This window comes from Amycolatopsis sp. NPDC045836 (assembly GCF_056431745.1).
This window is the reverse complement of record NZ_JBWKKF010000004.1, coordinates 402,058-422,487: the sequence shown is the minus strand read 5'-3', so window position 1 is coordinate 422,487 and position 20,430 is coordinate 402,058. Positions and strand designations below refer to the sequence as shown.

General features: G+C 71.0%; 17 protein-coding genes. 9 read left to right on the top strand and 8 right to left on the bottom strand.

Features of this window, described 5'->3' with window-relative positions; all coding sequences use genetic code 11:
* Window positions 1-6 precede the first annotated feature (6 nt).
* The 4 genes from AC07EG_RS09395 to cmcH are packed head-to-tail and all read left to right on the top strand — an operon-like array spanning window position 7 to window position 4,103.
* Window positions 7-708, top strand: coding sequence for a CmcI family methyltransferase (locus AC07EG_RS09395; protein ID WP_478252538.1), 702 nt, complete (start codon window positions 7-9; stop codon window positions 706-708).
* Window positions 709-715: 7 nt separating this feature from the next.
* Entirely contained in the window at window positions 716-1,567 is an 852-nt protein-coding gene (locus tag AC07EG_RS09390; RefSeq protein ID WP_478252537.1) for a CmcJ/NvfI family oxidoreductase, read from the top strand.
* Between the two features lie 23 nt (window positions 1,568-1,590).
* Window positions 1,591-2,523 (top strand): 2OG-Fe(II) oxygenase family protein, encoded by a 933-nt coding sequence (locus tag AC07EG_RS09385; protein WP_478252536.1) that lies wholly within the window; start codon window positions 1,591-1,593, stop codon window positions 2,521-2,523.
* Between the two features lie 26 nt (window positions 2,524-2,549).
* Window positions 2,550-4,103 carry a 3'-hydroxymethylcephem-O-carbamoyltransferase gene (gene cmcH, locus AC07EG_RS09380; RefSeq protein ID WP_478252535.1) on the top strand — a complete coding sequence of 518 codons (1,554 nt, stop codon included), beginning with the start codon at window positions 2,550-2,552 and terminating at the stop codon, window positions 4,101-4,103.
* A gap of 361 nt (window positions 4,104-4,464) precedes the next feature.
* Here cmcH and bla read toward each other — a convergent pair whose 3' ends face one another.
* From bla to AC07EG_RS09360, 4 genes are all read right to left on the bottom strand, one after another.
* Window positions 4,465-5,397 carry a class A beta-lactamase gene (gene bla / locus AC07EG_RS09375; RefSeq protein ID WP_478252534.1) on the bottom strand — a complete coding sequence of 311 codons (933 nt, stop codon included), beginning with the start codon at window positions 5,395-5,397 and terminating at the stop codon, window positions 4,465-4,467.
* A 151-nt stretch (window positions 5,398-5,548) separates the two neighbouring features.
* Entirely contained in the window at window positions 5,549-7,726 is a 2,178-nt protein-coding gene (locus AC07EG_RS09370) for a xanthine dehydrogenase family protein molybdopterin-binding subunit (RefSeq protein WP_478252533.1), read from the bottom strand.
* Window positions 7,726-8,685 carry an FAD binding domain-containing protein gene (locus AC07EG_RS09365; protein WP_478252532.1) on the bottom strand — a complete coding sequence of 320 codons (960 nt, stop codon included), beginning with the start codon at window positions 8,683-8,685 and terminating at the stop codon, window positions 7,726-7,728. The genes AC07EG_RS09370 and AC07EG_RS09365 overlap by 1 nt, the downstream gene beginning before the upstream one ends.
* Entirely contained in the window at window positions 8,672-9,124 is a 453-nt protein-coding gene (locus tag AC07EG_RS09360; protein ID WP_478252531.1) for a (2Fe-2S)-binding protein, read from the bottom strand. Before AC07EG_RS09360 ends, AC07EG_RS09365 begins: the two co-directional genes overlap by 14 nt.
* Before the next feature lie 164 nt (window positions 9,125-9,288).
* Here AC07EG_RS09360 and AC07EG_RS09355 point away from each other — a divergent pair, with 164 nt between their 5' ends.
* Window positions 9,289-9,888 (top strand): TetR/AcrR family transcriptional regulator, encoded by a 600-nt coding sequence (locus AC07EG_RS09355; RefSeq protein ID WP_478252530.1) that lies wholly within the window; start codon window positions 9,289-9,291, stop codon window positions 9,886-9,888.
* A 22-nt stretch (window positions 9,889-9,910) separates the two neighbouring features.
* On the opposite strand, the gene AC07EG_RS09350 is transcribed toward AC07EG_RS09355, so the two are convergent.
* Window positions 9,911-10,456 carry a carboxymuconolactone decarboxylase family protein gene (locus AC07EG_RS09350; RefSeq protein ID WP_478252529.1) on the bottom strand — a complete coding sequence of 182 codons (546 nt, stop codon included), beginning with the start codon at window positions 10,454-10,456 and terminating at the stop codon, window positions 9,911-9,913.
* A gap of 71 nt (window positions 10,457-10,527) precedes the next feature.
* Here AC07EG_RS09350 and AC07EG_RS09345 point away from each other — a divergent pair, with 71 nt between their 5' ends.
* On the top strand, window positions 10,528-10,995 hold the full coding sequence (locus AC07EG_RS09345) for a MarR family winged helix-turn-helix transcriptional regulator (RefSeq protein ID WP_478252528.1): 468 nt from the start codon (window positions 10,528-10,530) through the stop codon (window positions 10,993-10,995).
* A gap of 5 nt (window positions 10,996-11,000) precedes the next feature.
* On the opposite strand, the gene AC07EG_RS09340 is transcribed toward AC07EG_RS09345, so the two are convergent.
* Both AC07EG_RS09340 and AC07EG_RS09335 read right to left on the bottom strand, forming a co-directional pair.
* On the bottom strand, window positions 11,001-11,573 hold the full coding sequence (locus AC07EG_RS09340) for a GrpB family protein (RefSeq protein WP_478252527.1): 573 nt from the start codon (window positions 11,571-11,573) through the stop codon (window positions 11,001-11,003).
* A gap of 9 nt (window positions 11,574-11,582) precedes the next feature.
* Window positions 11,583-12,332: a GbsR/MarR family transcriptional regulator gene (locus AC07EG_RS09335; protein WP_478252526.1), complete on the bottom strand. Its 750-nt coding sequence runs from the start codon at window positions 12,330-12,332 to the stop codon at window positions 11,583-11,585.
* Between the two features lie 156 nt (window positions 12,333-12,488).
* On the opposite strand from AC07EG_RS09335, the gene AC07EG_RS09330 reads away from it, so the two are divergent.
* The 3 genes from AC07EG_RS09330 (at window position 12,489) to AC07EG_RS09320 (ending at window position 17,816) form a co-directional block, all read left to right on the top strand.
* Complete coding sequence (locus AC07EG_RS09330) at window positions 12,489-13,649, top strand: cytochrome P450 (protein ID WP_478252525.1); 1,161 nt, start codon at window positions 12,489-12,491, stop codon at window positions 13,647-13,649.
* A 122-nt stretch (window positions 13,650-13,771) separates the two neighbouring features.
* Window positions 13,772-15,058: an MFS transporter gene (locus AC07EG_RS09325; protein WP_478252524.1), complete on the top strand. Its 1,287-nt coding sequence runs from the start codon at window positions 13,772-13,774 to the stop codon at window positions 15,056-15,058.
* A 37-nt stretch (window positions 15,059-15,095) separates the two neighbouring features.
* Entirely contained in the window at window positions 15,096-17,816 is a 2,721-nt protein-coding gene (locus AC07EG_RS09320) for a family 78 glycoside hydrolase catalytic domain (RefSeq protein WP_478252523.1), read from the top strand.
* On the opposite strand, the gene AC07EG_RS09315 is transcribed toward AC07EG_RS09320, so the two are convergent.
* The gene (locus AC07EG_RS09315) at window positions 17,789-20,365 is read right to left on the bottom strand and encodes an alpha/beta hydrolase domain-containing protein (protein WP_478252522.1); all 2,577 of its coding nucleotides are present in this window, start codon (window positions 20,363-20,365) and stop codon (window positions 17,789-17,791) included. The genes AC07EG_RS09320 and AC07EG_RS09315 overlap by 28 nt on opposite strands.
* Window positions 20,366-20,430: the final 65 nt, after the last annotated feature.

Genomic DNA, 20,430 nt, shown 5'->3' with positions numbered 1-20,430 from the left:
CACGGAATGAGCGACCACACCCGAGAGGGTTTCCTGGATCTGAACCTGTTCCGCGGGCTGGGGGAGGACCCGGTCTGGCAACCGCCGGAGCTGACCGACCGGCCGCGCGACTGGCCGCTCGACCGGTGGGCCGAGGCACCCCGCGACCTCGGTTACCCCGACTTCGCCCGGTACCAGTGGCGTGGGGTGCGCCTGCTCAAGGACCCGGACACGCAGGCCGCCTACCACGACCTGCTGTGTGAACTGCGGCCGCGCACGGTGGTCGAACTGGGCGTGTTCAGCGGTGGTTCGCTGATGTGGTTCCGCGACATGGCCGACCTGATGGGCATCGACTGCCAGGTCATCGGCATCGACCGCGACCTGTCCCGGTGCCAGATCCCGGAAAACGAGATGAAGAACATCTCGCTGCGCGAGGCCGACTGCGCGGACCTGGCCACCTACGAGCAGCTGCGCGACCTGCCGCACCCGCTGGTGTTCATCGACGACGCGCACGCGAACACGTTCAACATCCTGCGGTGGACGGTGGACAACCTCCTGGTGGAGGGCGACTACTTCATCATCGAGGACATGATCCCGTACTGGTACCGGTACGCGCCCAAGCTGCTGACCGAGTACCTGGCGGCGTTCCGGGACGAGCTGAGCCTGGACATGGTCTACGCCAACGCCAGCGCGCAGCTGGACCGCGGCGTGCTGCGCCGGAAGGCGTAGGTGGGCCGTGCCGACCGTATCGAGCCGCCTGTACTACGCGTTCCCGCTGACCCCGGACGGCGGGGCCGAGGACTGGTGCATCGACGCCGTGACCCGCCCGCCGGAGGTGCTGTTCAACTTCCGCAAGGTGGGGATGGAGACGACCATCCACGACCTGCGTGACGGCTCGATCCGGCCGGCTCTCGACACCACGGGGTTCGAAAAGGCCACCACGGCGACGGAAGTGGACCAGCGGGCGCTGCTGGACCGCGACGAGGGTGCTTTGTCGGCATATCAACGGGAAACCGGTGAGCTGCTGAAGTCGCTCACCGGCGCGGACGCGGTGGACTTCTTCGACGCCACGGTGCGGCGGCAGGACGGCGGCGGGGCCACGCAGGCACCGCACCAGCGGGTGCACGTGGACCAGAGCCCGGACAGCGCGCGGGCCCGGGCCGCGCGGCACCTCGGCGAGGGCTACCGGCGGTTCCAGATCATCAACGTCTGGCGGCCGCTGCTCGAACCGGTGCGCAACTTCCCGCTGGCGCTGTGCGACTTCCGTTCGCTGGACCTCGCCGCCGACCTGGTGCCGACCCGGCTGGACTTCCCGGAGTGGCTCAAGGACCGCGAGAACTACTCGGTCCGGCACAATCCCGCGCACCGCTGGTACTACTGGCACGCGCTCACCCCCGCTGAGGCGCTGGTGTTCAAGTGCTACGACAGCGCGAGCCGGGAGCTGGCCTCGGTCAGCGAGCACACCGGCGGTGAGCTGATCGACGTGGCGGGACTGTGCCCGCACACGGCCTTCTTCGACGAGAACGGGCCGTCGACCGGTCACCTGCGCACCTCGCTGGAGCTGCGCGCGCTGGCCTTCCACGAGTGAACCACGAGTTAGGAGCAGGGGAAATGGCGGACAAGACGGTACCGGTCTTCAGCCTGGCCGAACTGCGCGAGGGCAAGCGCCAGGCGGAGTTCCGCGAGTGGATCCGGCACGGGGTCTTCTACCTCACCGAGTACGGCGCCACGGAGCAGGACCACCGGCTGGCCACCGACACCGCGATGGAGTTCTTCGAGCAGGGCACCGCGGCGGAGAAGAAGGCGGTGACCACGAAGATCCCGACCATGCGGCGCGGTTACTCGGCGCTGGAGGCGGAAAGCACCGCCCAGGTCACCAACACCGGTACCTACACCGACTACTCGATGTCGTATTCGATGGGCATCGGCGGCAACCTGTTCCCGTCGGAGAAGTTCGAATCGGTGTGGAACAACTACTTCGACACGCTGTACCGCGCCGCGCAGGAGACCGCGCGCGTGGTGCTGACCGCGTCGGGCACCTACGACGGCGGTGACCTGGACACCCTGCTCGACTGCGATCCGGTGCTGCGCCTGCGTTACTTCCCCGAGGTCCCGGAGCACCGCGCGGCCGAGTACGAGCCGCGGCGGATGGCCCCGCACTACGACCTGTCCATCATCACCTTCATCCACCAGACCCCGTGCGCCAACGGCTTCATCAGCCTGCAGGCCGAGATCGACGGGGAGATGGTGAACCTGCCGCACGTCGAGGACGCCGTGGTGGTGCTGTGCGGGGCGATCGCGCCGCTGGTCACCCAGGGCGTGGTGCCGGCGCCGAACCACCACGTGGTCTCGCCGGAGGCGGGCATGCTGAAGGGCAGCGACCGCACGTCGAGCGTGTTCTTCCTGCGGCCGTCGACCGACTTCACCTTCTCGGTGCCCAAGGCCAGGGAGTACGGCCTCGACGTCAGCCTCGACCTGGAGACCGCGACGTTCGGCGACTGGATCGGGACCAACTACGTCACCATGCACGCCGTCACCTCGTAGCCACCCCGCCACGCCTGGAGGAACGAATGCTCATCGTCGCGTTCAAGCCGGGGCACGACGGTGCCGTCGCCGCGATCGGCGATCGCCGGTTGCTCTACTCGCTCGAATCGGAGAAGGACTCGCGGCCGCGGTACTCGCCGATCCTGGCCACCACCTTGCTCGACCTCGCCGAACGGCTCGACGCCGTGCCGGACGTGGTCGCGCTCGGCGGGTGGAGCGACCTCCGGCCGAACCGCATCGCCTGCACCGGTGCCGGCTACGCGGGGATCGGCGATCCCGTCGTGTCCACCTCGCGGTTCTTCGGCAAGGAGGTCGAGTTCTTCAGCTCGACGCACGAGCGTTCGCACATCTACATGGCGCTGGGCATGGCCCCGGCGGATGACAGCCCACTGCGGACGGTGCTGGTGTGGGAGGGGGACGTCGGCGCCTTCTACGTGGTCGACTCGGCCTGGCGGATCGTGCGCAAGGTGCCGGTGATGACCGGCCCGGGGGCGCGGTACTCGTTCCTGTTCGGCCTCGCCGACCCGACCTTCACCGGCGGGAAGCCGAGGTTGAACGACGCGGGGAAGCTGATGGCGCTGGCGGCCTTCGGCAACGCGGCCGACGCGAGCCCGGACATCACGCACGTGGTCGAGCGCATCCTGAAGCAGGATTCGATGTACCCGGCGCCCAAGGCGGAGTACCGGGACACCCCGCTGTTCAACGCCGGGGTGGAGTCGCCGGAGTGCAAGACCGCGGCTGCTCTGCTCACGGAACGCCTTTTCGAGACCTTCGCGGAAGTGGCTCGGGAGGAGTTGCCTGCGGGGAGTCCCCTCTATGTTTCCGGTGGGTGCGGGCTGAACTGCGACTGGAACAGCATGTGGGCTGACCTGGGGCATTTTTCCTCGGTTTTTGTGGCGCCCTGCACGAACGATTCGGGTTCGGCGCTGGGGACGGCCATCGATGCCCTGGCTGCGTTCACCGGGGATCCGCGGATTTCCTGGGACGTTTACAGCGGGCTGGAGTTCGAGGTGGATGCCTCGCCGGATCCGGCTCGGTGGACTTCGCGGGAGCTGGATCACGGCGCGCTGTCGACGGCGTTGGCTGCCGGCCGGGTGGTCGCCTGGGTGCAGGGCCGGTGGGAGATCGGGCCGCGGGCGCTGGGCAACCGTTCACTGCTCGCCGAGCCGTTCAGCACGGCGACGAAGGACCGGTTGAACGAGATCAAGCAGCGGGAGGGGTATCGCCCGATCGCCCCGGTGGCGCGGGTGGAGGATCTGGGCACGGTCTTCTGCGAGGACTTCGAGGACCCGTACATGCTGTATTTTCGGCGGGTGCGGCCGTCGAGCGGGTTGGGTGCGGTTACCCATGTTGACGGTTCGGCTCGGGTGCAGACGGTGCGCGAGTCGGGGAATGCGCAGATGCACCGGTTGCTCACGGCGTTCGCGAAGGAGCGGGGGGTGGGGGTGCTCTGTAACACCTCCCTGAACTTCAACGGGGAGGGGTTCATCAATCGGATGTCCGACTTGGTGCTCTATTGCGAGTCGCGGGGGATTGGTGACATGGTCGTCGGGGATACGTGGTACCAGCGGGTCCCGTAGGGGTTGCCCGCCCCGATTTTTCATCGTGACCACGGCGAAGCCCTCGTTGTCAAGGCTGGGGTGCTTACCTTGACAACGAGGTCTTCGCCGTGTTGTTGGCTTTGGATCGGGGATGGGGAGGGGTGGGTGGGGGTGGCTGGGCGCGTGGGGTGCCCGGCTTGCGTCACTTGGGGCTGGTGACGACTGTCTTCCTCTTTGTTTGCTCGCTTTGTTGAGTTTTTATTGCCTATCCTTTTCCTGCTTCCCTCTCTGTTGCCCGCGTCTCGTGCTGGTGTCCGCTTTCACGTGGGTGCGCGGGAGCCGAGTGCCGGGCGAGCCGGGGTGGCCAGGCCAAGGGGCGCCCGGTGGCCGGGCCAGGCGCTCAGGGGAGGGAGGTCAGGGCCACCTTGGCGGCGTCGGCCAGGAGGGCGTCGGCGCGTTTGGCGCGTGGGGTGTCCCGGCTGGTCATGACGGCCATCACGATGGGCGCGCGGTTCGGCGGCCAGAGCACGGCGATGTCGTTCCGGCCGCCGTAGTAACCGCTGCCGGTTTTGTCGCCGACGACCCAGTCGGCGGGGACGCCGGCCCGGATCACGGTGTCGCCGGTGGTGTTGCGCCGCAGCCAGTCGGTGAGCAGGGCCCGGTCGTCTTCGGCGAGGGCGTCGCCGAGTACGAACTGCCGCAGGTTCCCGGCGAGTGCGCGTGGCGTGCTGGTGTCCCGCACGTCGCCGGGGATGGCGGAGTTCAGGTCCGGCTCGAACCGGTCGGCCGAGGTGACGTCGTCGCCGATGGCGGCCAGGGCCGCGTCCAGGCCCGCCGGGCCGCCGATGTGCTTGAGCAGCAGGTTTCCCGCGGTGTTGTCGCTGAACCGCACGGCGGCGTCGCAGATCTCCCGCAGGGGCAGGCCGCTGCCGACGTGCTTTCCGGTGACCGGGGAGTTCTCCAGGATGTCGGCCTGGGTGTACCGGACCACCTCGTCGAGCTGCTCCGGCGTGGTGTTGTCCAGCACGACGGCCGCGGCCAGCGCCTTGAACGTGGAGGCGAAGGCGAACCGCTCGTCGGCGCGGAAGGCGACCGACCGGCCCGAGCCGGTGTCCACCGCGTACAGGCCCAGCCGCGCGTCGTACTGCTCCTGCAGCCGGTTGAACTCCTGCTCGAGGGCCGGATCCAGCGGGGCAGGAGCGGCACTGACCGGCGCGGGTGGTGCGGGCGGCGCCTGCTGCGGCGGGGCGGGTTCGGGTGAGGCCGACGAGCACGCGGTCAGGGTCAGTGCGGCGGCGGCCAGCCACGCGTGCCGCTTCGTGGTGGAGAGCATGCGGTCCTTCGGTTGTGCCGGGGATGACCCCACTATGGCACGAAAGCGTGGCTCCTCGCCGCGAACGGGGTGCCGGACCACCGGAACGGGTCGGCGTGTCCGCAAAGGACGGACGGCCGGTCCGGGTGGCCACCGGACCGGCCACCGGCGGTCACCGCTCGTCGAGCAGGTCCTCGATGGTGATCGGGAGGTGGCGCACCCGGATGCCCGTGGCGTTGTGGATGGCGTTGGCCACCGCCGCCGCCATGCCGACCGTGCCGATCTCGCCGAGCCCCTTGGCGCCCAGTGCGTTGTGCAGGGTGTCCGGGTACTCGACGAACTGCACGTCCACCTCGGGGATGTCCGCGTTCACCGGCAGCAGGTAGCCGGCGAAGTCGCCGTTGGCCAGGCGGCCGTTGCCCTCGATCTCCAGCCCTTCGTGCAAAGCCGACGAAACGCCCCAGATCATGCCGCCCATGAGCTGGCTGCGCGCCGCCTTCTCGTTGATCACCCGGCCGGCGTCGAACACCCCGAGCAGGCGCGAAACCCGGGCTTCCCGCGTCCACCGGTGCACCCGGACCTCGCAGAACTGGGCGCCGAACGAGCTGAACGAGTGCTTGGTCAGCTCCTCGCCGGGAGCGGACGAACCGGTCACCGCCAGCGAGGAACGGCCCGTCGCCCGCAGCACCTCGCCGAAGCCAAGGCTCCGGTCACCGGCGAACACCCGGCCGTCGGCGTAGGTGACCTCCTCGCCGTCGAACGGCCCGCCGGTGGCCGAGGCGAGGCCCAGCAGCTGGTCGATGGCGTTGGCCGCGGCCGCCATGGTGGCCGTGCCGGCGCTCGCCGTGGCCGTCGAGCCACCGGACAGGCCACCGGGCGGCAGCCGCGAATCGCCGAGCCGGGGGGTGACCCGCTCCGGGGCGATGTCCAGCGATTCGGCGCCCACCAGGGAGAGCACGGTCAGCAGGCCGGTGCCGGGGTCGGCGCCGCTGGTGGCCACGGTGGCCGTCCCGTCGTCGGCCAGGGTGACCTCGACCGTGGCGGGGAAGCGCAGGGCCGGGAACATCGCGGTGGCCACGCCCACGCCCACCAGCCAGTCGCCGTCGCGGTGGCCCTGCGGTGACCGGTTCGCCCAGCCGAACCGGTCGGCGCCGATGCGGAAGCACTCGTCGAGGTGCTTGCTCGACCACTGCAGGTCCCGCCCCGGCGGGGCGCTGGAGTTGTTCCGCAGGCGCAGCTCGATCGGGTCCAGCCGCAGCGCGATCGCCAGTTCGTCGATGGCGCTTTCCAGCGCGAACGAACCGGGTGCCTCGCCGGGGGCGCGCATGAACGTGGTCGGCGGGACGTTCAGCGGCACGATCTTCTGGCTGATGGCCAGGTTCTGCGTGGCGTACCACTCGCGCGACGTGCCGTGCGAGGTCGGCTCGACGAACGAACGGGCGGTGTCCGTGCTGCACCACGAGTCGTGGCGCAAGGCGATCAGCGTGCCGGTGGTGTCCGCCCCGAGGGAGATCCGCTGCACGGTCGCCGCGCGGCCGGCCGTCGCGGTGAACACCTGCTCCCGGGTCAGCGCCGCCTTGACCGGGCGGCCGAGCGCCTTGGCGGCGGCCGCGGCGAGGAAGGCCGGTGCCGAGGTCCGGCCCTTGCCGCCGAACGCCCCGCCGACGACCGGGTTCGACGCGTGCACCTGCTCCGGCTCCAGGCCGAACGCCGCGGCCAGCTCCGCCGCCTGCAGGTCGCTGCCCTGGTTCCCGCTGTGCACCGTCAGGCCCTGCTCGGTCCAGTGGGCGACGGCGGAATGCGGTTCCATCGCGGCGTGGTTCTGGGTGGCGGTGGTGTAGGTCGCGTCGACGACCACCGGGCTCGCCGCCAGGGCGTCCTCGATGGAGTCCACCCCCGGCGCCAGCACGGCCAGCGACGACGGCTCGCCGCCGAGGGAGGGCGGTGCGTCTTCCGCGGTGGCGAGGCCGTCGGCCAGCGAGGTCAGCGCGGGCCGGGTGCGGTAGGTGACCTCGACCAGCATGGCGGCGTCCCTGGCCTGCTCGAAGGTCTGCGCGACCACGAAGCCGATCGGCTGGCCGTAGTGGGTGACCTCGGCGTTCTGCAGCGGGACCCACGTCTCGCCGAAGAACGGCGTGGTCGGCGTCCTCAGCTCCAGCGGGTCGAACGGTGAGTAGATGCCGAGCACGCCCGGCGCGCTCCTCGCCGCGGTGGTGTCCATGGCTTCGACCTCGCCGTGCGCGATGGTGCTGAGCACGAGGTAGCCGTAGACCGTGCCGGGCGGGGTGTGGTCCAAGCCGTACTTGGCCCGGCCGGTGACCTTCTGCGGTGCGTCCAGCCTGGTGGGCATCAGCGGCTCCCCTCGGTCAGTTCGAGCAGTGCGCGGACGATGGTGCGCCGCAGCAGGGGCACCTTGAACCCGTTGGCGGACAGCGGCCTGGCGCCGGCACCCGCCACCGAGGCGGCCTTCTCGAAGGTCTCCAGGCTCACCGGCTCACCGCGCAGGGACGCCTCCACCGCGGGCAGGCGCCACGGCACGGTGCCCACGCCGCCCGCGGCCACCCTGGCGTCGGCGATGCGGGAATCGCGGATGTCCAGGGCGACCGCCGCGGAGCACAGCGCGAACTCGTAGGATTGCCGGTCGCGCACCTTGACGTAGGTGGACCGCGAAGCCCAGTCCAGCCGCGGGACCACCACCTCGGTGATCAGTTCGCCGGGGCGCAGGTCGTTCTCGGTGGCCGGGGTGTCACCCGGCGTGCGGTAGAAATCGGCCAGCCGGACCGCGCGGTCGCCGTCGGCGCCGGTCAGCCGGATCTCCGCGTCGAGCGCGACCAGCGCGACCGCCACGTCGCTGGCGTGCGTCGCCACGCAGGAGTCGCTGGTGCCGAGCACGGCGTGCATCCGGTTGGCGCCTTCGAGCGCCGGGCAGCCGCTGCCCGGTTCACGCTTGTTGCACGGCGTGGCGACGTCGCGGAAGTACGTGCACCTGGTGCGCTGCAACAGGTTGCCGCCGATGCTGGCCATGTTCCGCAATTGCTGGGACGCGCTCAGCGACAGCGCACGGGAGACCACCGGGTACACCCCGGGGTGCGCGGCGATGTCGCTCATCCGCTCCAGCGCGCCGAAGCGCAGGCCGTCGGTGGTGTCGATGCCGCGCAGCGGCAGCGCGTTGATGTCCAGCACGTGCCGCGGGGTCAGCACGTTGAGCTTCATCAGGTCGACCAGGGTGGTGCCCCCGGCGAGGAAGGTGCCGTCCGAGCCGGCGGCGTCGGTGACGGTGGTGGGCGCGGTCAGCTCAAACGGTCGCATCGGCCCCCCTCGCCTGCTCGACGGCCGCGACGATGTTCGGGTAGGCGGCGCACCGGCAGAGGTTGCCGGACATGAACTCGCGCACGTCGGTCACCCCCTGCTCGACCGCGGCGACCGCGGACATGATCTGGCCGGAGGTGCAGAACCCGCACTGCAGCGCGTCCTGCTCGACGAAGGCCCGCTGCACCGGGTGCAGTTCGTCCGATGTGGACAGACCTTCGACGGTGGTCACCGGGCCCCGCACGGTGGCGGCCAGGGTGAGGCAGGCGAGCACCGGCCTGCCGTCGACGTGCACGGTGCAGGCGCCGCACTGGCCCCGGTCGCAGCCCTTCTTCGGGCCGGTGACGGCGAGGCGCTCGCGCAGCGCGTCGAGCAGGGTGACGCCGGGGTCGGCCTCCAGCCGTTGGGTGGTGCCGTTGACTTCGAGTGAGATGTCCACTGGATCTCTTTCCCGCGGAGGGTCGGGGTGGTGGAAGCGGATAGTCATCCGGTTCAATCGAGGCTAGCGGATGACTATCCGCTTCGCAATCACCCGGAGTTGCTCCAGCTCACGCCCCGTGGTGCATTACATTTCTCCGGAGGAGCCGAGCGGGGGGAGGGCAGATGGCGGAGCGGAGCACGGGCTCGGTCAACCCCCGGCGCGCCGACACCCGGCGCAACCACGAGCGCATCCTGATCGCGGCGGGGGAGTCGCTGGCCCGGAGCGGCGAGGTTTCGTTCAACGCGATCGCGAAGCAGGCCGAGGTGGGCGTCGGCACGGTGTACCGGCACTTCCCGACGCCCGAGGCGCTCATCCTGGCCGTCTACCGGCGCGAAGTGCGCCACCTGATCGACATCGTGCCGACCCTGCTCGAAGCCCACCCGCCGGAGCGGGCCTTCCGGTTGTGGGCCACCGACCACCTGGCGCACTACATGATGACCAAGCGCGGCCTGGCCAGCGCGCTGCGCAACGTGACCGCATCCGGTGGTGCGGAACTGCCGGTGAACGCCTACGAGGCCATGGTGGGCGCGGTCGCCACGCTGCTCGAAGCCAACGTCGAAGCCGGCACCGTGCGTGCCGACCTGGATCCGGAAACGGTGCTGCGCGGCCTCGGCGGCCTGCTCTACCTCGACGCGAGCGGCGAGTGGCGCCGGGAAGCGGCCGGCCTGGCCGACCTGCTGTGGCGGGGGATGTGCTCCTGCGACTGCGGGAAGAACGCGTGACGATGCGGTACTGCGGCGGGGTTCAGTCCTTCGTCCAGGCGAACTGCTTCATCGGCTCGTCGAGCGGGGCGCGGGTGAGCCGGTTCGCCAGGGTGGACACGGTGTAGGTGCCGATGCCGAGCACCACTTCGAGCGCCTGCTGCTTGGTGAACCCGGCGTCGAGGAAGGCGGTCAGCTCGGCTGACGGCACTTCACCCGCGTTGTCGAGCACGGTGCGCGTGTAGTCCTGCAGAGCCGCGAGTCTGTTGTCCGGCAACGGTTTCTCGTCCCGCAGTGCCGCGGTCAGGGCGGGGTCGGCATCGAGTTGGCGCAGGCGCGCGGTGTGCATGGCGACGCAGACGTGGCAGCGGTTGCGGGTGGCCATCGTCATGATCACCGTCTCGCGGGCGAGCGGGTCCAGGCTGGTGGTGTCGAACAGGGCGGTCAGCTTCAGGAAGCCGTCGAGCAGCTGGGGTGCTTCGGCGAGGCGGGCGACCGCGGCGGGCAGGTAGTCGAGCTTCTTCTCGGTGGCGGCCATGGTGCGCCGCGCTGCCTCCGGGGCGGATTCGATGGTGTGGTCGGCGAACACGGTTCTCCTCAGGTGGTCAACTTGGTTGTCTTGATAGTAAACCTGGTTGTCCAACTTGGCAATGGTCGACAATGCTGGGTGTGACTCCCGGCTACGAACTGCCCATGCTGCTCTTCGGCGGCTTCCGCGCGCTCATCGACCGGCTGCACGAGGAGCTGGCACGGCAGGGCCACGCGGACGTGCGGCCCGCGCACGGGTTCGCCATGCAGGCGATCGGCGAGCAGGGCACCACGGCCTCGGAACTGGGGCGGCGGCTCGGCGTTTCGAAGCAGGCGGCGGGCAAGACCGTCGACCGGCTGGCCCGCCTCGGTTACGTCGAACGAGCCGCGTCACGCGCCGACGCACGCGCGAAGGTGGTGCGCCTGACCCCGCTCGGCATGGACGTCCTTTCCCGCTCGGCCGCGATCTTCGGCGAACTGCGCGCGGAATGGGCCGGTGTTCTGGGTGAGGACCAGGTCGCGGCGCTCGAAGCCGCCCTGCGCAGGGTCGTCCCGTCCGGCCCGGAGGTGGACGCAGTCGCCTGGTTCGGCGCGGACTGAGCCGCTCAGCGCCGGACCCACGCGTTCAGCCGCGGCTCGATCTCGGCGAAATAGGCGGATTTCGCCCGGGTGTAGTCGTCGTAGTCGGGCGCATGCGCATGCAGTTCGGCGAGTTCTCGCTTGAGCTGCCCGTAACGCGCCGCTTCGGCGGGGTGGTGGCGCAACCAGTCACGGAAGTCGAGCACGAAGCGGGCGAAGGGGGAATCGGTGCGGCGGATGTGCAGGATCGCGTCGCGGTCGGGCGAGTAGAACAGCCGCTTCTCGTGCAGCGCGGCGAGGTGCCGTGCCCCGGGCCGCGGCGTGTCGCGGTAGACGCCCGGGGAGTCCGGGCGTGAACCGTGTGCGGGCTCGAAGCCCACCGGCGCCAGGAGCACGGCGAGTTCCCCGAGCGCGGGCAGCTCCGGCATGCGCACCTGCAGGTCGATGCTGGGCTTCGCGGCAAGACCCGGCACCGCGGTGGATCCGATGTGGTCGTATTCGCAGCCGGCGTGCTCGGACAGGGCCGAGCGCACCTCGTCCAGGTACTGCTGCGCCGAACGAGGCCAGCCAGGATCGTGATCGACGACAATCGCGGGCACGCTTCGAACCTACCGAAGGCGATCGGCGGGCGTGGCTTTCGTGGTCTGCTGCAAACCAGTGGCTGGAATCCCGGTGCCGCTCTGGTCGTTCCGGAAGGCGCGGCGCCGGTGTTCCGCGGCGGCGGTCATGTCCTGGCGCAGCAGCTCGAAGAACTCCCCGGTGCGGCGCAGCCGGGCACCCGCCCCGGTGCCGGGCCCGAACAGCGCCGCGCCTTCGTGGGCGGCGGCGGCCCACAGGCCGATCGACCGGGTGCTGGCCGCCCACGCCCGGTACCAGATGTCCTCGTCGACGACGTAGCGCTCCCGCCGCTCCCCGGGGGCGCGTTCGCGGCGGACGAGGTCCAGGTTCTCCAGGTACCGCACCGCCTTCGAGATCGACGCCGGGCTGACCCCGAGCCCGCCGACCAGTTCGGCGGCGGTCAGGCAACCGGCCTCGCTGGTGAACAGGCAGGAGAGCACCCGCGCGCTCATCGGCGGCAGGCCGGTGCCGATCATCATCGTGGCGAACCGCTGTTCGAACTCGCCGACCGTGCGCCGCGGCGGTTCCGGAGCCGGTGCGCGGCGGCGGGCGCGCCGGGTGGTGGCCCGGTGCGCGCGGTCGGCCCGGTAGCCACCGAGACCGCCGTTGCGGGCGACCTCGCGGCTGATCGTCGACGTCGGCCGGTTCAGCCGCCGGGCGATTTCGGCGTAGTTCCGCCCCTCGCCGAGCCAATGCGCGATGCGTTCGCGCTCCTCGCGGGTCAGCCGGTCACCAGGCATGCCCCGCAGTGTGCGCTCCACACCAGGTCATTGCAACACCACGCCGATTGCATTACCCGGCAGGCTGATTGCAATTCCAGTTATACCAACAAAAATCACTGTTGACGGGTGGAGAAACGCAATTGTAGGTTTCCGGCAGAGTGAAGGGAGTCGACGATGTTGCCCGCACTACCGCTCGGCCGGGCCGCCGGCCGTCCGTTCGATCCACCCGAAGAGTTGCTGGCGCAGCCGCCGCTGACCCGGATGTCCTATCCGGACGGACACCGGGGCTGGCTGGCGACCGGGCACGCCGTGGTCCGCGAGGTGCTGGCCGATCAGCGGTTCAGCGCCCGCAGCGAGCTGCGCCACCTGCCGATCCCGGGCAGCCGGGCCGACCCGCGGCCCGCGCCGCCGGGCATGTTCGGCACCCAGGACGCCCCGGAGCACACCCGGTACCGGCGCCTGCTCGCCGGGCAGTTCACCGTGCGCCGCATGCGCCTGCTGGCCGAGCACATCGAGCACCTCACCGGGCAGTACCTCGACGCCGTGGCGGCCGAGGCCACCCCGGTGGACCTGGTGGAGTCGCTGGCCCAGCCCATTCCGGCGCAGGTGATCTGCGAACTGCTCGGCGTGCCCTTCGCCGACCGGGCCCGTTTCCAGGACGACGCCTACGCCCTGTTCCGCCTGGACCTCGCGCCGGAGCAACTGGCGGCGGCGTACGCGTCGGTGCACGGGTTCGTCGGCGAACTGGTGGCCGCCAAGCGGGCCGAGCCCGCCGACGACCTGCTCTCCGGGCTGACCACCAGCGACCTCACCGACGAGGAACTGGTCAACATCGGCTTCACGCTGCTGGGCGCCGGACTGGACACCACGGCGAACGTGATCGCGCTCGGCGCCTTCGCCCTGCTGAGCCGGCCGGAGCTGATCCCGGAACTGCACGCCGATCCCGATCGCACGGTCGAGGAACTGCTGCGGTACCTGAGCGTCGTGCCGTTCACCGTGCGCGTCGCGCTGGCCGACGTCGAGCTGGCGGGGGAGCTGATCAAGGCGGGGGAAACCGTCACGGTGTCGGTGGCCGCGGCCAACCGCGACCCGCGGCACTTCGCCGACCCGCACACCCCCGACCCGCGGCGGTCGACCGCCGGGCAGGTCGCCTTCGGCCACGGCATCCACCAGTGCCTTGGGCAGCAGCTGGCCAGGGTGGAGCTGCGGGTCGTGCTGCCCGCGTTGTTCGGGCGGTTCCCGGAGCTGCGCCTGGCCGTGCCGCCGGAGGAGGTCCCGCTGCGCACCGACATGCTCATCTACGGCGTGCACCGGCTGCCCGTGAACACGATGTGAAACGATTCATTACGTAGCGCTTCGTCCTCGTATGAGCCTTGAGTCCACTGACCAGTTTCGCTACAGTCCCGCTTGATACGTTTCAAAGTGTGACCTGCGTCAACGAGGACGAGGAGACTCACTTGACTTCCTCCGAAGCCGTCCGCGCCCCGGACGGCGAGTCCGGGACCGTGACCCGCCAGCAGTGGAAGTGGTCGGTACTGGCCGCGATGGCCTCCTACCTGGACGCCGGTTCGATCGTGGCGCTCGGTTCGGGGCTGGCGCTGTTCCAGTCGTACCTGGGGTTGAGCAGTGGCGCGGTGGGCGCGCTGGCGGCCATCGGCCCGAACGCGATCGGCTGCGCCGTCGGCGCGCTGATCGGCGGGCGGCTGGGCGACGTGCTCGGGCGCAAGCGCATCTACAAGTACGACCTGCTGGTCTACGCGGCGGGCATCCTGTGCATAGCGCTGGCGGTGAACGCGCCGATGTTGTTCATCGGCACCTTCGTCGTCGGGGTCGCGGTCGGCGCGGACGTGCCCACCTCGCTCGCGCTGGTCGGGGAGTTCTCGCCGTCGAAGGCCAGGGGCAAGCTGGTCAGCTTCACGCAGATCGCCTGGAACGCCGGGCCGGTGGTCGTGCTGCTGCTGGCGCTGGCGTTGTCGTCGCTGGGGTTGTTCGGCATCAGGATCGTGTTCCTGCACCTGTTCTTGGTCGCCATCGTCACCTGGGCACTGCGGCGGGGACTGGCGGAATCGGCGCGGTGGAAGGCGGCGTCGACCGGTGGCCCGTCGACCACGGCCCGGCTCGGCGCCCTCTTCCGCGGCGCCAACCTGCGGGCCCTGGTCTGGACCGGCACGATCTACCTGTTCTGGAACGTGGCCGCCGGCACCAACGGCATCTTCACCCCGTACATCATCACCACGCTGAACGCGGGCAGCCAGGCCGCGAGCGTGGCGCTGTCCGGCGCCGGGTTCGTCATCGGCATCCTCGGCACGCTGGTGTTCATGCGCCTGGTCGACCGCGGGCACGAACTGCGCAGGCGGATGTGGGCGCTCGGCGCGCTGGCGCAGGTGCTCGCCTTCGGGTTGTACCTGGTGTTCCCGTTCAACATCCCGGTGATCATCGGCAACATCGTGTTGTTCGGCGTCGGTGCCGCGTTCGCCGGTGAGGCGGTGTACAAGATCGTCAGCCAGGAGCTGTTCCCGACCATGCTGCGCGGCACCGCGCAGGGCGTGACCTTCGGCGTGGCGCGGATCTTCCTCGGCATCTGGAGCTTCTTCGTGCCGACGCTGGCGAACGCCGGGATCGGCTCGGTGGCGGCGTTGCTGGCCGTCTGCCTGCTGATCAGCGGGGTGGTCGGCTACTTCTTCATGCCGGACACCTCCGGCAAACCGCTGGAGCAGATCGAGGCCGAGCGGGCGGCCGCGTGAGCGGACCGCCGCGGTCAGGAATCCAGGAGGGCATCCGTTGACCACCACCACCGGTCCGGTCCGCTTCGAGCACCGCGACCACCCGCTCGGCCTCGGCACCGGAACGCCGCGGCTGTCCTGGCAGGTGCGCACCGGTGACCCGGACTGGGCGCAGACCGCGTACGAACTGGAGTCCGGCGGCACCGTGGTGCGGGTGGACTCCGCCGAGCAGGTGCTGGTGCCGTGGCCGTTCGAACCGCTGCCGTCCCGCGCGCGGGCCGCGGTCCGGGTCCGCGTCGCTTCCGGGCCGCGGTGGACGGACTGGAGCGAACCGTCCACTGTGGAGATCGGGCTGCTGTCGGCGGGCGACTGGACCGCGCGGTTCGTCACCCCGGCCGAACTGGGTGGCATCGGGGCACCGGCGCCGATCCTGAGCCGTACGGTGACCCTGCGGGCAGGCATCGCCTCCGCCCGGCTGTACGCCACCGCGCACGGGGTGTACCAGGCGCGGCTGAACGGCAACCGGGTCGGTGACGAGGTGCTCGCCCCGGGCTGGACCAGCTACCAGCACCGCCTGCGGTACCAGACCCACGACGTGACCGCGTTGCTGCACGAGGGCGGGAACGAACTCGACGTGCTCCTGGGCAACGGCTGGTACCGCGGACGGCTGGGCTGGGGCGGGCGGCGGGCCCACTACGGCGACCGGCTGGCGTTGCTCGCCCAGCTGGAGGTCACCTACGCGGACGGCTCCGCCGAGGTGATCGGCACCGACGAGCGGTGGACCGCGCGGAACAGCGGCGTGCTCGCCGACGACCTCTACGACGGCCAGCACACCGATCTCCGGCCGCTGGACTCTGCAGTGGACCAGGTGCGGCTGGTGGACGCCGGCCTGGACCGCCTGGTGGCGCCGGAAGGACCGCCGGTGCGGGTCACCGAGGTGCTCGCCGCGGCCGGGGTGTGGCGGTCGCCGTCTGGCCGGACACTGGTGGACTTCGGCCAGAACGTGGTCGGCTGGGTCCGGCTCCGCCTGCGGGACACCCGCGCCGGGCAGGAGGTCGTGGTGCGGCACGCGGAGGTGCTGGAGCACGGCGAACTCGGCGTCCGCCCGTTGCGTTCGGCGAAGGCCACCGACACCTACGTGCTCGGCGACGCCACCGAAGTCGTGGCCGAGCCGAACCTGACCTTCCACGGGTTCCGGTACGCCGAGATCACCGGGGCGGACGTGGCCGCCGAGGACCTGGCCGCCGTGGTCGTCGGCACCGACCTGCGGCGGACCGGCTGGTTCAGCTGCTCCGAACCCGAGCTGGAGCAGTTCCACCGCAACGTGGTGTGGGGTATGCGCGGCAACTTCCTCGACGTGCCGACCGACTGCCCGCAGCGCGACGAACGGCTCGGCTGGACCGGTGACATCCAGGTGTTCTCGCCGACCGCCGGATTCCTCTTCGACACCGCGGGCTTCCTGAGCAGCTGGCTCGCGGACCTCGCCGCCGAACAGCAGGAAGACGGTTCGGTGCCCTACGTCATCCCGGACGTGCTCCACGGCACCGAACCGGCCGCGGCGGCCTGGGGGGACGCGGCCGTGGTGGTGCCGTGGGTGCAGTACCGGCGCTACGGCGACACCGGTGTGCTCGCGCGGCAGTTCGGCAGCATGTGCGCGTGGGTGGACAAGATCGCCTCGCTGACCACGGACGGGGTGTGGACGGGCGGCTTCCAGTTCGGTGACTGGCTCGACCCGGCCGCACCGCCGGACAACCCGTTCGCGGCGCAGGCGGACCCCGACGTGGTGGCGACCGCGCACCTGGTCCGGTCCGCCGAGATCGTCGCCGAAGCCGCACGGGTGCTCGGCCGCGACCCCGGCCGGTACGAGGAACTGGCCGCCGCCACCCGCGACGCGTTCGCCCGGCACTACGTCACCGGTTCCGGCCGGGTGCTCAGCGACGCGCCGACCACCTACGCGCTGGCACTGGAATGGGACCTGCTGCCGACCGCCGCGCAACGGCAGCACGCCGCGGACCGGCTGGCCGATCTGGTGCGGGCCAACGGGTTCCGCATCGGCACCGGTTTCGTCGGCACCCCGCTGGTGACCGACGCGCTGACCGCGGCGGGCCGCCCCGGCCTGGCGTACCGCCTGCTGCTCGAACGCGGCTGCCCGTCGTGGCTGTACCCGGTGACCATGGGCGCCACCACGGTCTGGGAACGCTGGGACAGCATGCTGCCCGACGGCTCGATCAACCCGGGTGAGATGACCTCGTTCAACCACTACGCGCTGGGCGCCGTCGCCGACTGGCTGCACCGGAGCGTCGCGGGCCTGGCCCCGGCCGGGCCGGGTCACCGGCGGATCACCGTCCGGCCGGTCCCGGACGGCGCGCTGACCCACGCGTCGGCACGCCACGACACGCCGTACGGCACGGCGTCGGTGGCCTGGCGGCGGGACGGCGGGGAGTTCACGCTGGAGGTGGAGCTCCCGCCGGGGACGTCGGCCGAGGTGCACGTGCCCGGGCGGGCGCCGGTGCGGGTGCGGCACGGGCGGCACCACTGGACCGTGCCCGACCCGGTGCGCCCGCGACCCACCCCGGACACCGTGCGGGACCTGCTGGACGATCCCGAGCGGTGGCCGGAAGCGGTGGCGTTGCTCACCGAACTCGGCCTCGGCGAGGATTCGGCGCAGCTCGCCAGGGAAGCGGCGCCCTACCTGGACCGGCCCGCGGCCGAACTCGCACGCTTGCTCACGATGAAGGACCCGTCCGCCGATCAACTCCCGAAGCGGCGGTCCAGGTAGTCCTTGAACTGCACCGTCACCACGTGCTGATCCGACGGCCAGTTGGGCACGGCGACCGTGCGTGACTGGCCACCGGAGCCCCGCACCACCTCGGTCACCCGGATCGGGGAGGCCGCGCCGGGCTCGGCGGGCAGGTAGGCGTCCACGCCGGTGAGGAAGGGCAGCGTGTTGAACTGCGGCAGCGCGGTGCCCAGCTGCGAGGTCAGGTCGCAGCCGTCGTCGAAGGCGAAGGCGGCGAGGACCTGCCGCAGCCGCGGGGAAACGGCCGGATCCAGCAGGTTCACCCCGTTCAGCTCCAGCCGGTCGTTGTCCGCCTGGTCCGACCACCACTCCCGGCCGCGCAGCACGGTGAGCGCGGTGTGCGTCGGGCACTTGTCGATCTGGTCGGCGATCCCGCCCGGCGGGGAAACCTGCAACCGCAGGAACCGGTCGCTGCGCTCGAACGGCTCGAAGTAGTAGTGGTAGGTCTGCCGGCCTTCGCGGAGCAGGACCAGTTCGTAGTGCCGGTACCCGTGCACCTGCAACGGCCCGAACGCACCGTCCGCACCGGTCGTCAGGTCGTGCACGGGAGCGCCCCGGCGGGCACCGGTTCCGGCGTCGACCTCCCACACCTGCAGGCGCCCGGCGATCCCGGTGTTCTGCGGGAAGAACACCGCGCGCCCGGCGATCTGCACGAGGCCGGGCAGTTCGGGCGTCACCTCGGTGGTGATCGGCGGCGTGCCCCGCAGGAACTGGTGCACGTGCGTGAAGCTTTCCGCCGCGGTGGCGGATTCGGTGTGCCCCAGGTGCGGGAGCCGGACGTTGATCGCGCCGCCGATGCTCCCTTCGGGCTGCAAGCCGCTCCACAGCGCGAGCGTCGGCACCCCGCCGGGCGGTGTGGCGCTGGAGCGGCCGTCGACGTTGACGTACTTGCGCACCAGCGCCGCCCGTTCGGGGCTGCCGAGGTAGCTGTGCAGCACCGTGGTGCCACGGGAGTGCGCGATGACGTCCACCTCGGCCGCACCGGTGCGGGACCGGACGCCGGCGATGAAGGCGTCCAGTCCGGCGACGGCCTGGTCGTTGGTGAGGACGCTGGTGTCGTATTCGTAGGAGTACAGCAGCTTGTCGGCGTATCCGTTGGCGGAGAACCGTTTCGCGTTGGCCTGCCACTGGTGGGCCGAGCCCTGCTGGCCGTGCACGAAGATGATCGGCGTGCTGCCGCCGGAAGCCTCGTCCAGGTTCCGCTTCGCGTCGGCGGCGAGCAGGTACCCGGCGCGCACGTTCTGCGCGTCCACGGTGGCGACCTTGCCGAGGTGGTGGCCGAGGCTCGGGTACAGCTTCGCCAGGGTCGCCCGGTCGAACGGAATGTGCGTGCCGAACAGCTGGCAGAAGGTCTCCCCGCTGTTGTCCCCGGTGTTCAGCGCGGTCGGCGCGGCGACCTGCGACAGCCGGATGCCACCCAGCGCCAGGCCCAGTTCGTCGCGCTTCTTGGTCACGCCGTCCGCCTCGAACTCCAGCGGCGGCGCCGTCGGCGGCGGCGTGCCGCGCTCGGCCCAGCGGCGCAGGTGCTCGTACGCCGCGGCGGTGACGTGGTGCACCGGCACGCGGCTGAACGGCGGCTTGTCGCAGTTGTACTGCGGGGCCGCGCCCAGGTCGCGTTCGGAGATCGGCGCGCGGTAGACCTGCCCCTCGTACCCGGAGTGCGCACCGCCGGCGACCTCCCAGCGGCGGAACCGGTCGGTGTCCGCCGGGCGGCTGGTGTTCCGCACGTCGGTTTCGGAGAGCACCTGGAACACCGGTTCGGCACCGGCGCGGGTGGGAGCCGGGCCGACGATGAACCCGTAGCCGTCGAACACCGGTTGCTGCTGCGGCAGCACCTTGTCGTAGAGCACGGTCATCCGGCCAGCCGACTGGGAAGCACCGATGGCCAGCACCGTGCGCGGGCGCAGGCCGCCCAGCACCGCACCGGATTCCACGGCCCGGCCCGCCTGCGTGAAGATGTCGTAGGAGAGCTGGTCGGCGGCGTATTGGCCACCGCCGGTGACGTCCAGGCCGCCGTAGCGGGCCGGGCTCCACGCGCGGAGCTGGTCGACGCCGACGCGCTGGGCCGAAACGCCGATCCAGGCGTGCCCCGCGCGGATGACCGAGTCCGCGTTCCACAACGCGTCCAGGTCGTACCCGGCGGTCACGTTCTGCCATTCGACCAGCGTGGTGCCGCTGAACTTCGCGGCCTGCGCCGGCCGCCGCACCACCACGCGCGTGGAGTACGGCACGCCGGTGGCCACCTTGGTGCCGTCGGCCGCCCAGCCGTCGGCCAGGCCGGAGAGGTGGTACTCCTGCTCCACGTACCCCCTGGCGGCCAGGTCGGCCGGGGTGGAGAAGAACGGGTAGGTGTCCTCGATGTGCTCGGCCAGCGGATCACCGGGCACGGTGCTGGGCAGCGGCCCGGTCACCTGCGGTGGCGCGGCCGGAGCGGGCGCGGACTGGGCGAGCACGGGCGGGGCGGCCGGGAGCAGCAGGCCGAGCACAGCGGCCACGAGTCCGGCACGACCCCATCGGGCGATCGGCATGGTGTCTCCCACACGGCTTCGGGTAGGACTGCCGCGAACGTAACCGCGGCGCCACGATCCGTGCC

Bases quoted from the DNA above. Each gene is read 5' to 3' on its own strand.
- AC07EG_RS09395 (WP_478252538.1), top strand. From the start codon at position 7: ATGAGCGACCACACCCGAGAGGGTTTCCTGGATCTGAACCTGTTCCGC.
- cmcH (WP_478252535.1), top strand. From the start codon at position 2,550: ATGCTCATCGTCGCGTTCAAGCCGGGGCACGACGGTGCCGTCGCCGCG.
- AC07EG_RS09335 (WP_478252526.1), bottom strand. From the start codon at position 12,332: ATGCCTGGTGACCGGCTGACCCGCGAGGAGCGCGAACGCATCGCGCAT.
- AC07EG_RS09370 (WP_478252533.1), bottom strand. From the start codon at position 7,726: ATGCCCACCAGGCTGGACGCACCGCAGAAGGTCACCGGCCGGGCCAAG.
- AC07EG_RS09330 (WP_478252525.1), top strand. From the start codon at position 12,489: ATGTTGCCCGCACTACCGCTCGGCCGGGCCGCCGGCCGTCCGTTCGAT.
- AC07EG_RS09355 (WP_478252530.1), top strand. From the start codon at position 9,289: ATGGCGGAGCGGAGCACGGGCTCGGTCAACCCCCGGCGCGCCGACACC.
- AC07EG_RS09365 (WP_478252532.1), bottom strand. From the start codon at position 8,685: ATGCGACCGTTTGAGCTGACCGCGCCCACCACCGTCACCGACGCCGCC.
- AC07EG_RS09345 (WP_478252528.1), top strand. From the start codon at position 10,528: ATGCTGGGTGTGACTCCCGGCTACGAACTGCCCATGCTGCTCTTCGGC.
- AC07EG_RS09385 (WP_478252536.1), top strand. From the start codon at position 1,591: ATGGCGGACAAGACGGTACCGGTCTTCAGCCTGGCCGAACTGCGCGAG.
- AC07EG_RS09315 (WP_478252522.1), bottom strand. From the start codon at position 20,365: ATGCCGATCGCCCGATGGGGTCGTGCCGGACTCGTGGCCGCTGTGCTC.
- bla (WP_478252534.1), bottom strand. From the start codon at position 5,397: ATGCTCTCCACCACGAAGCGGCACGCGTGGCTGGCCGCCGCCGCACTG.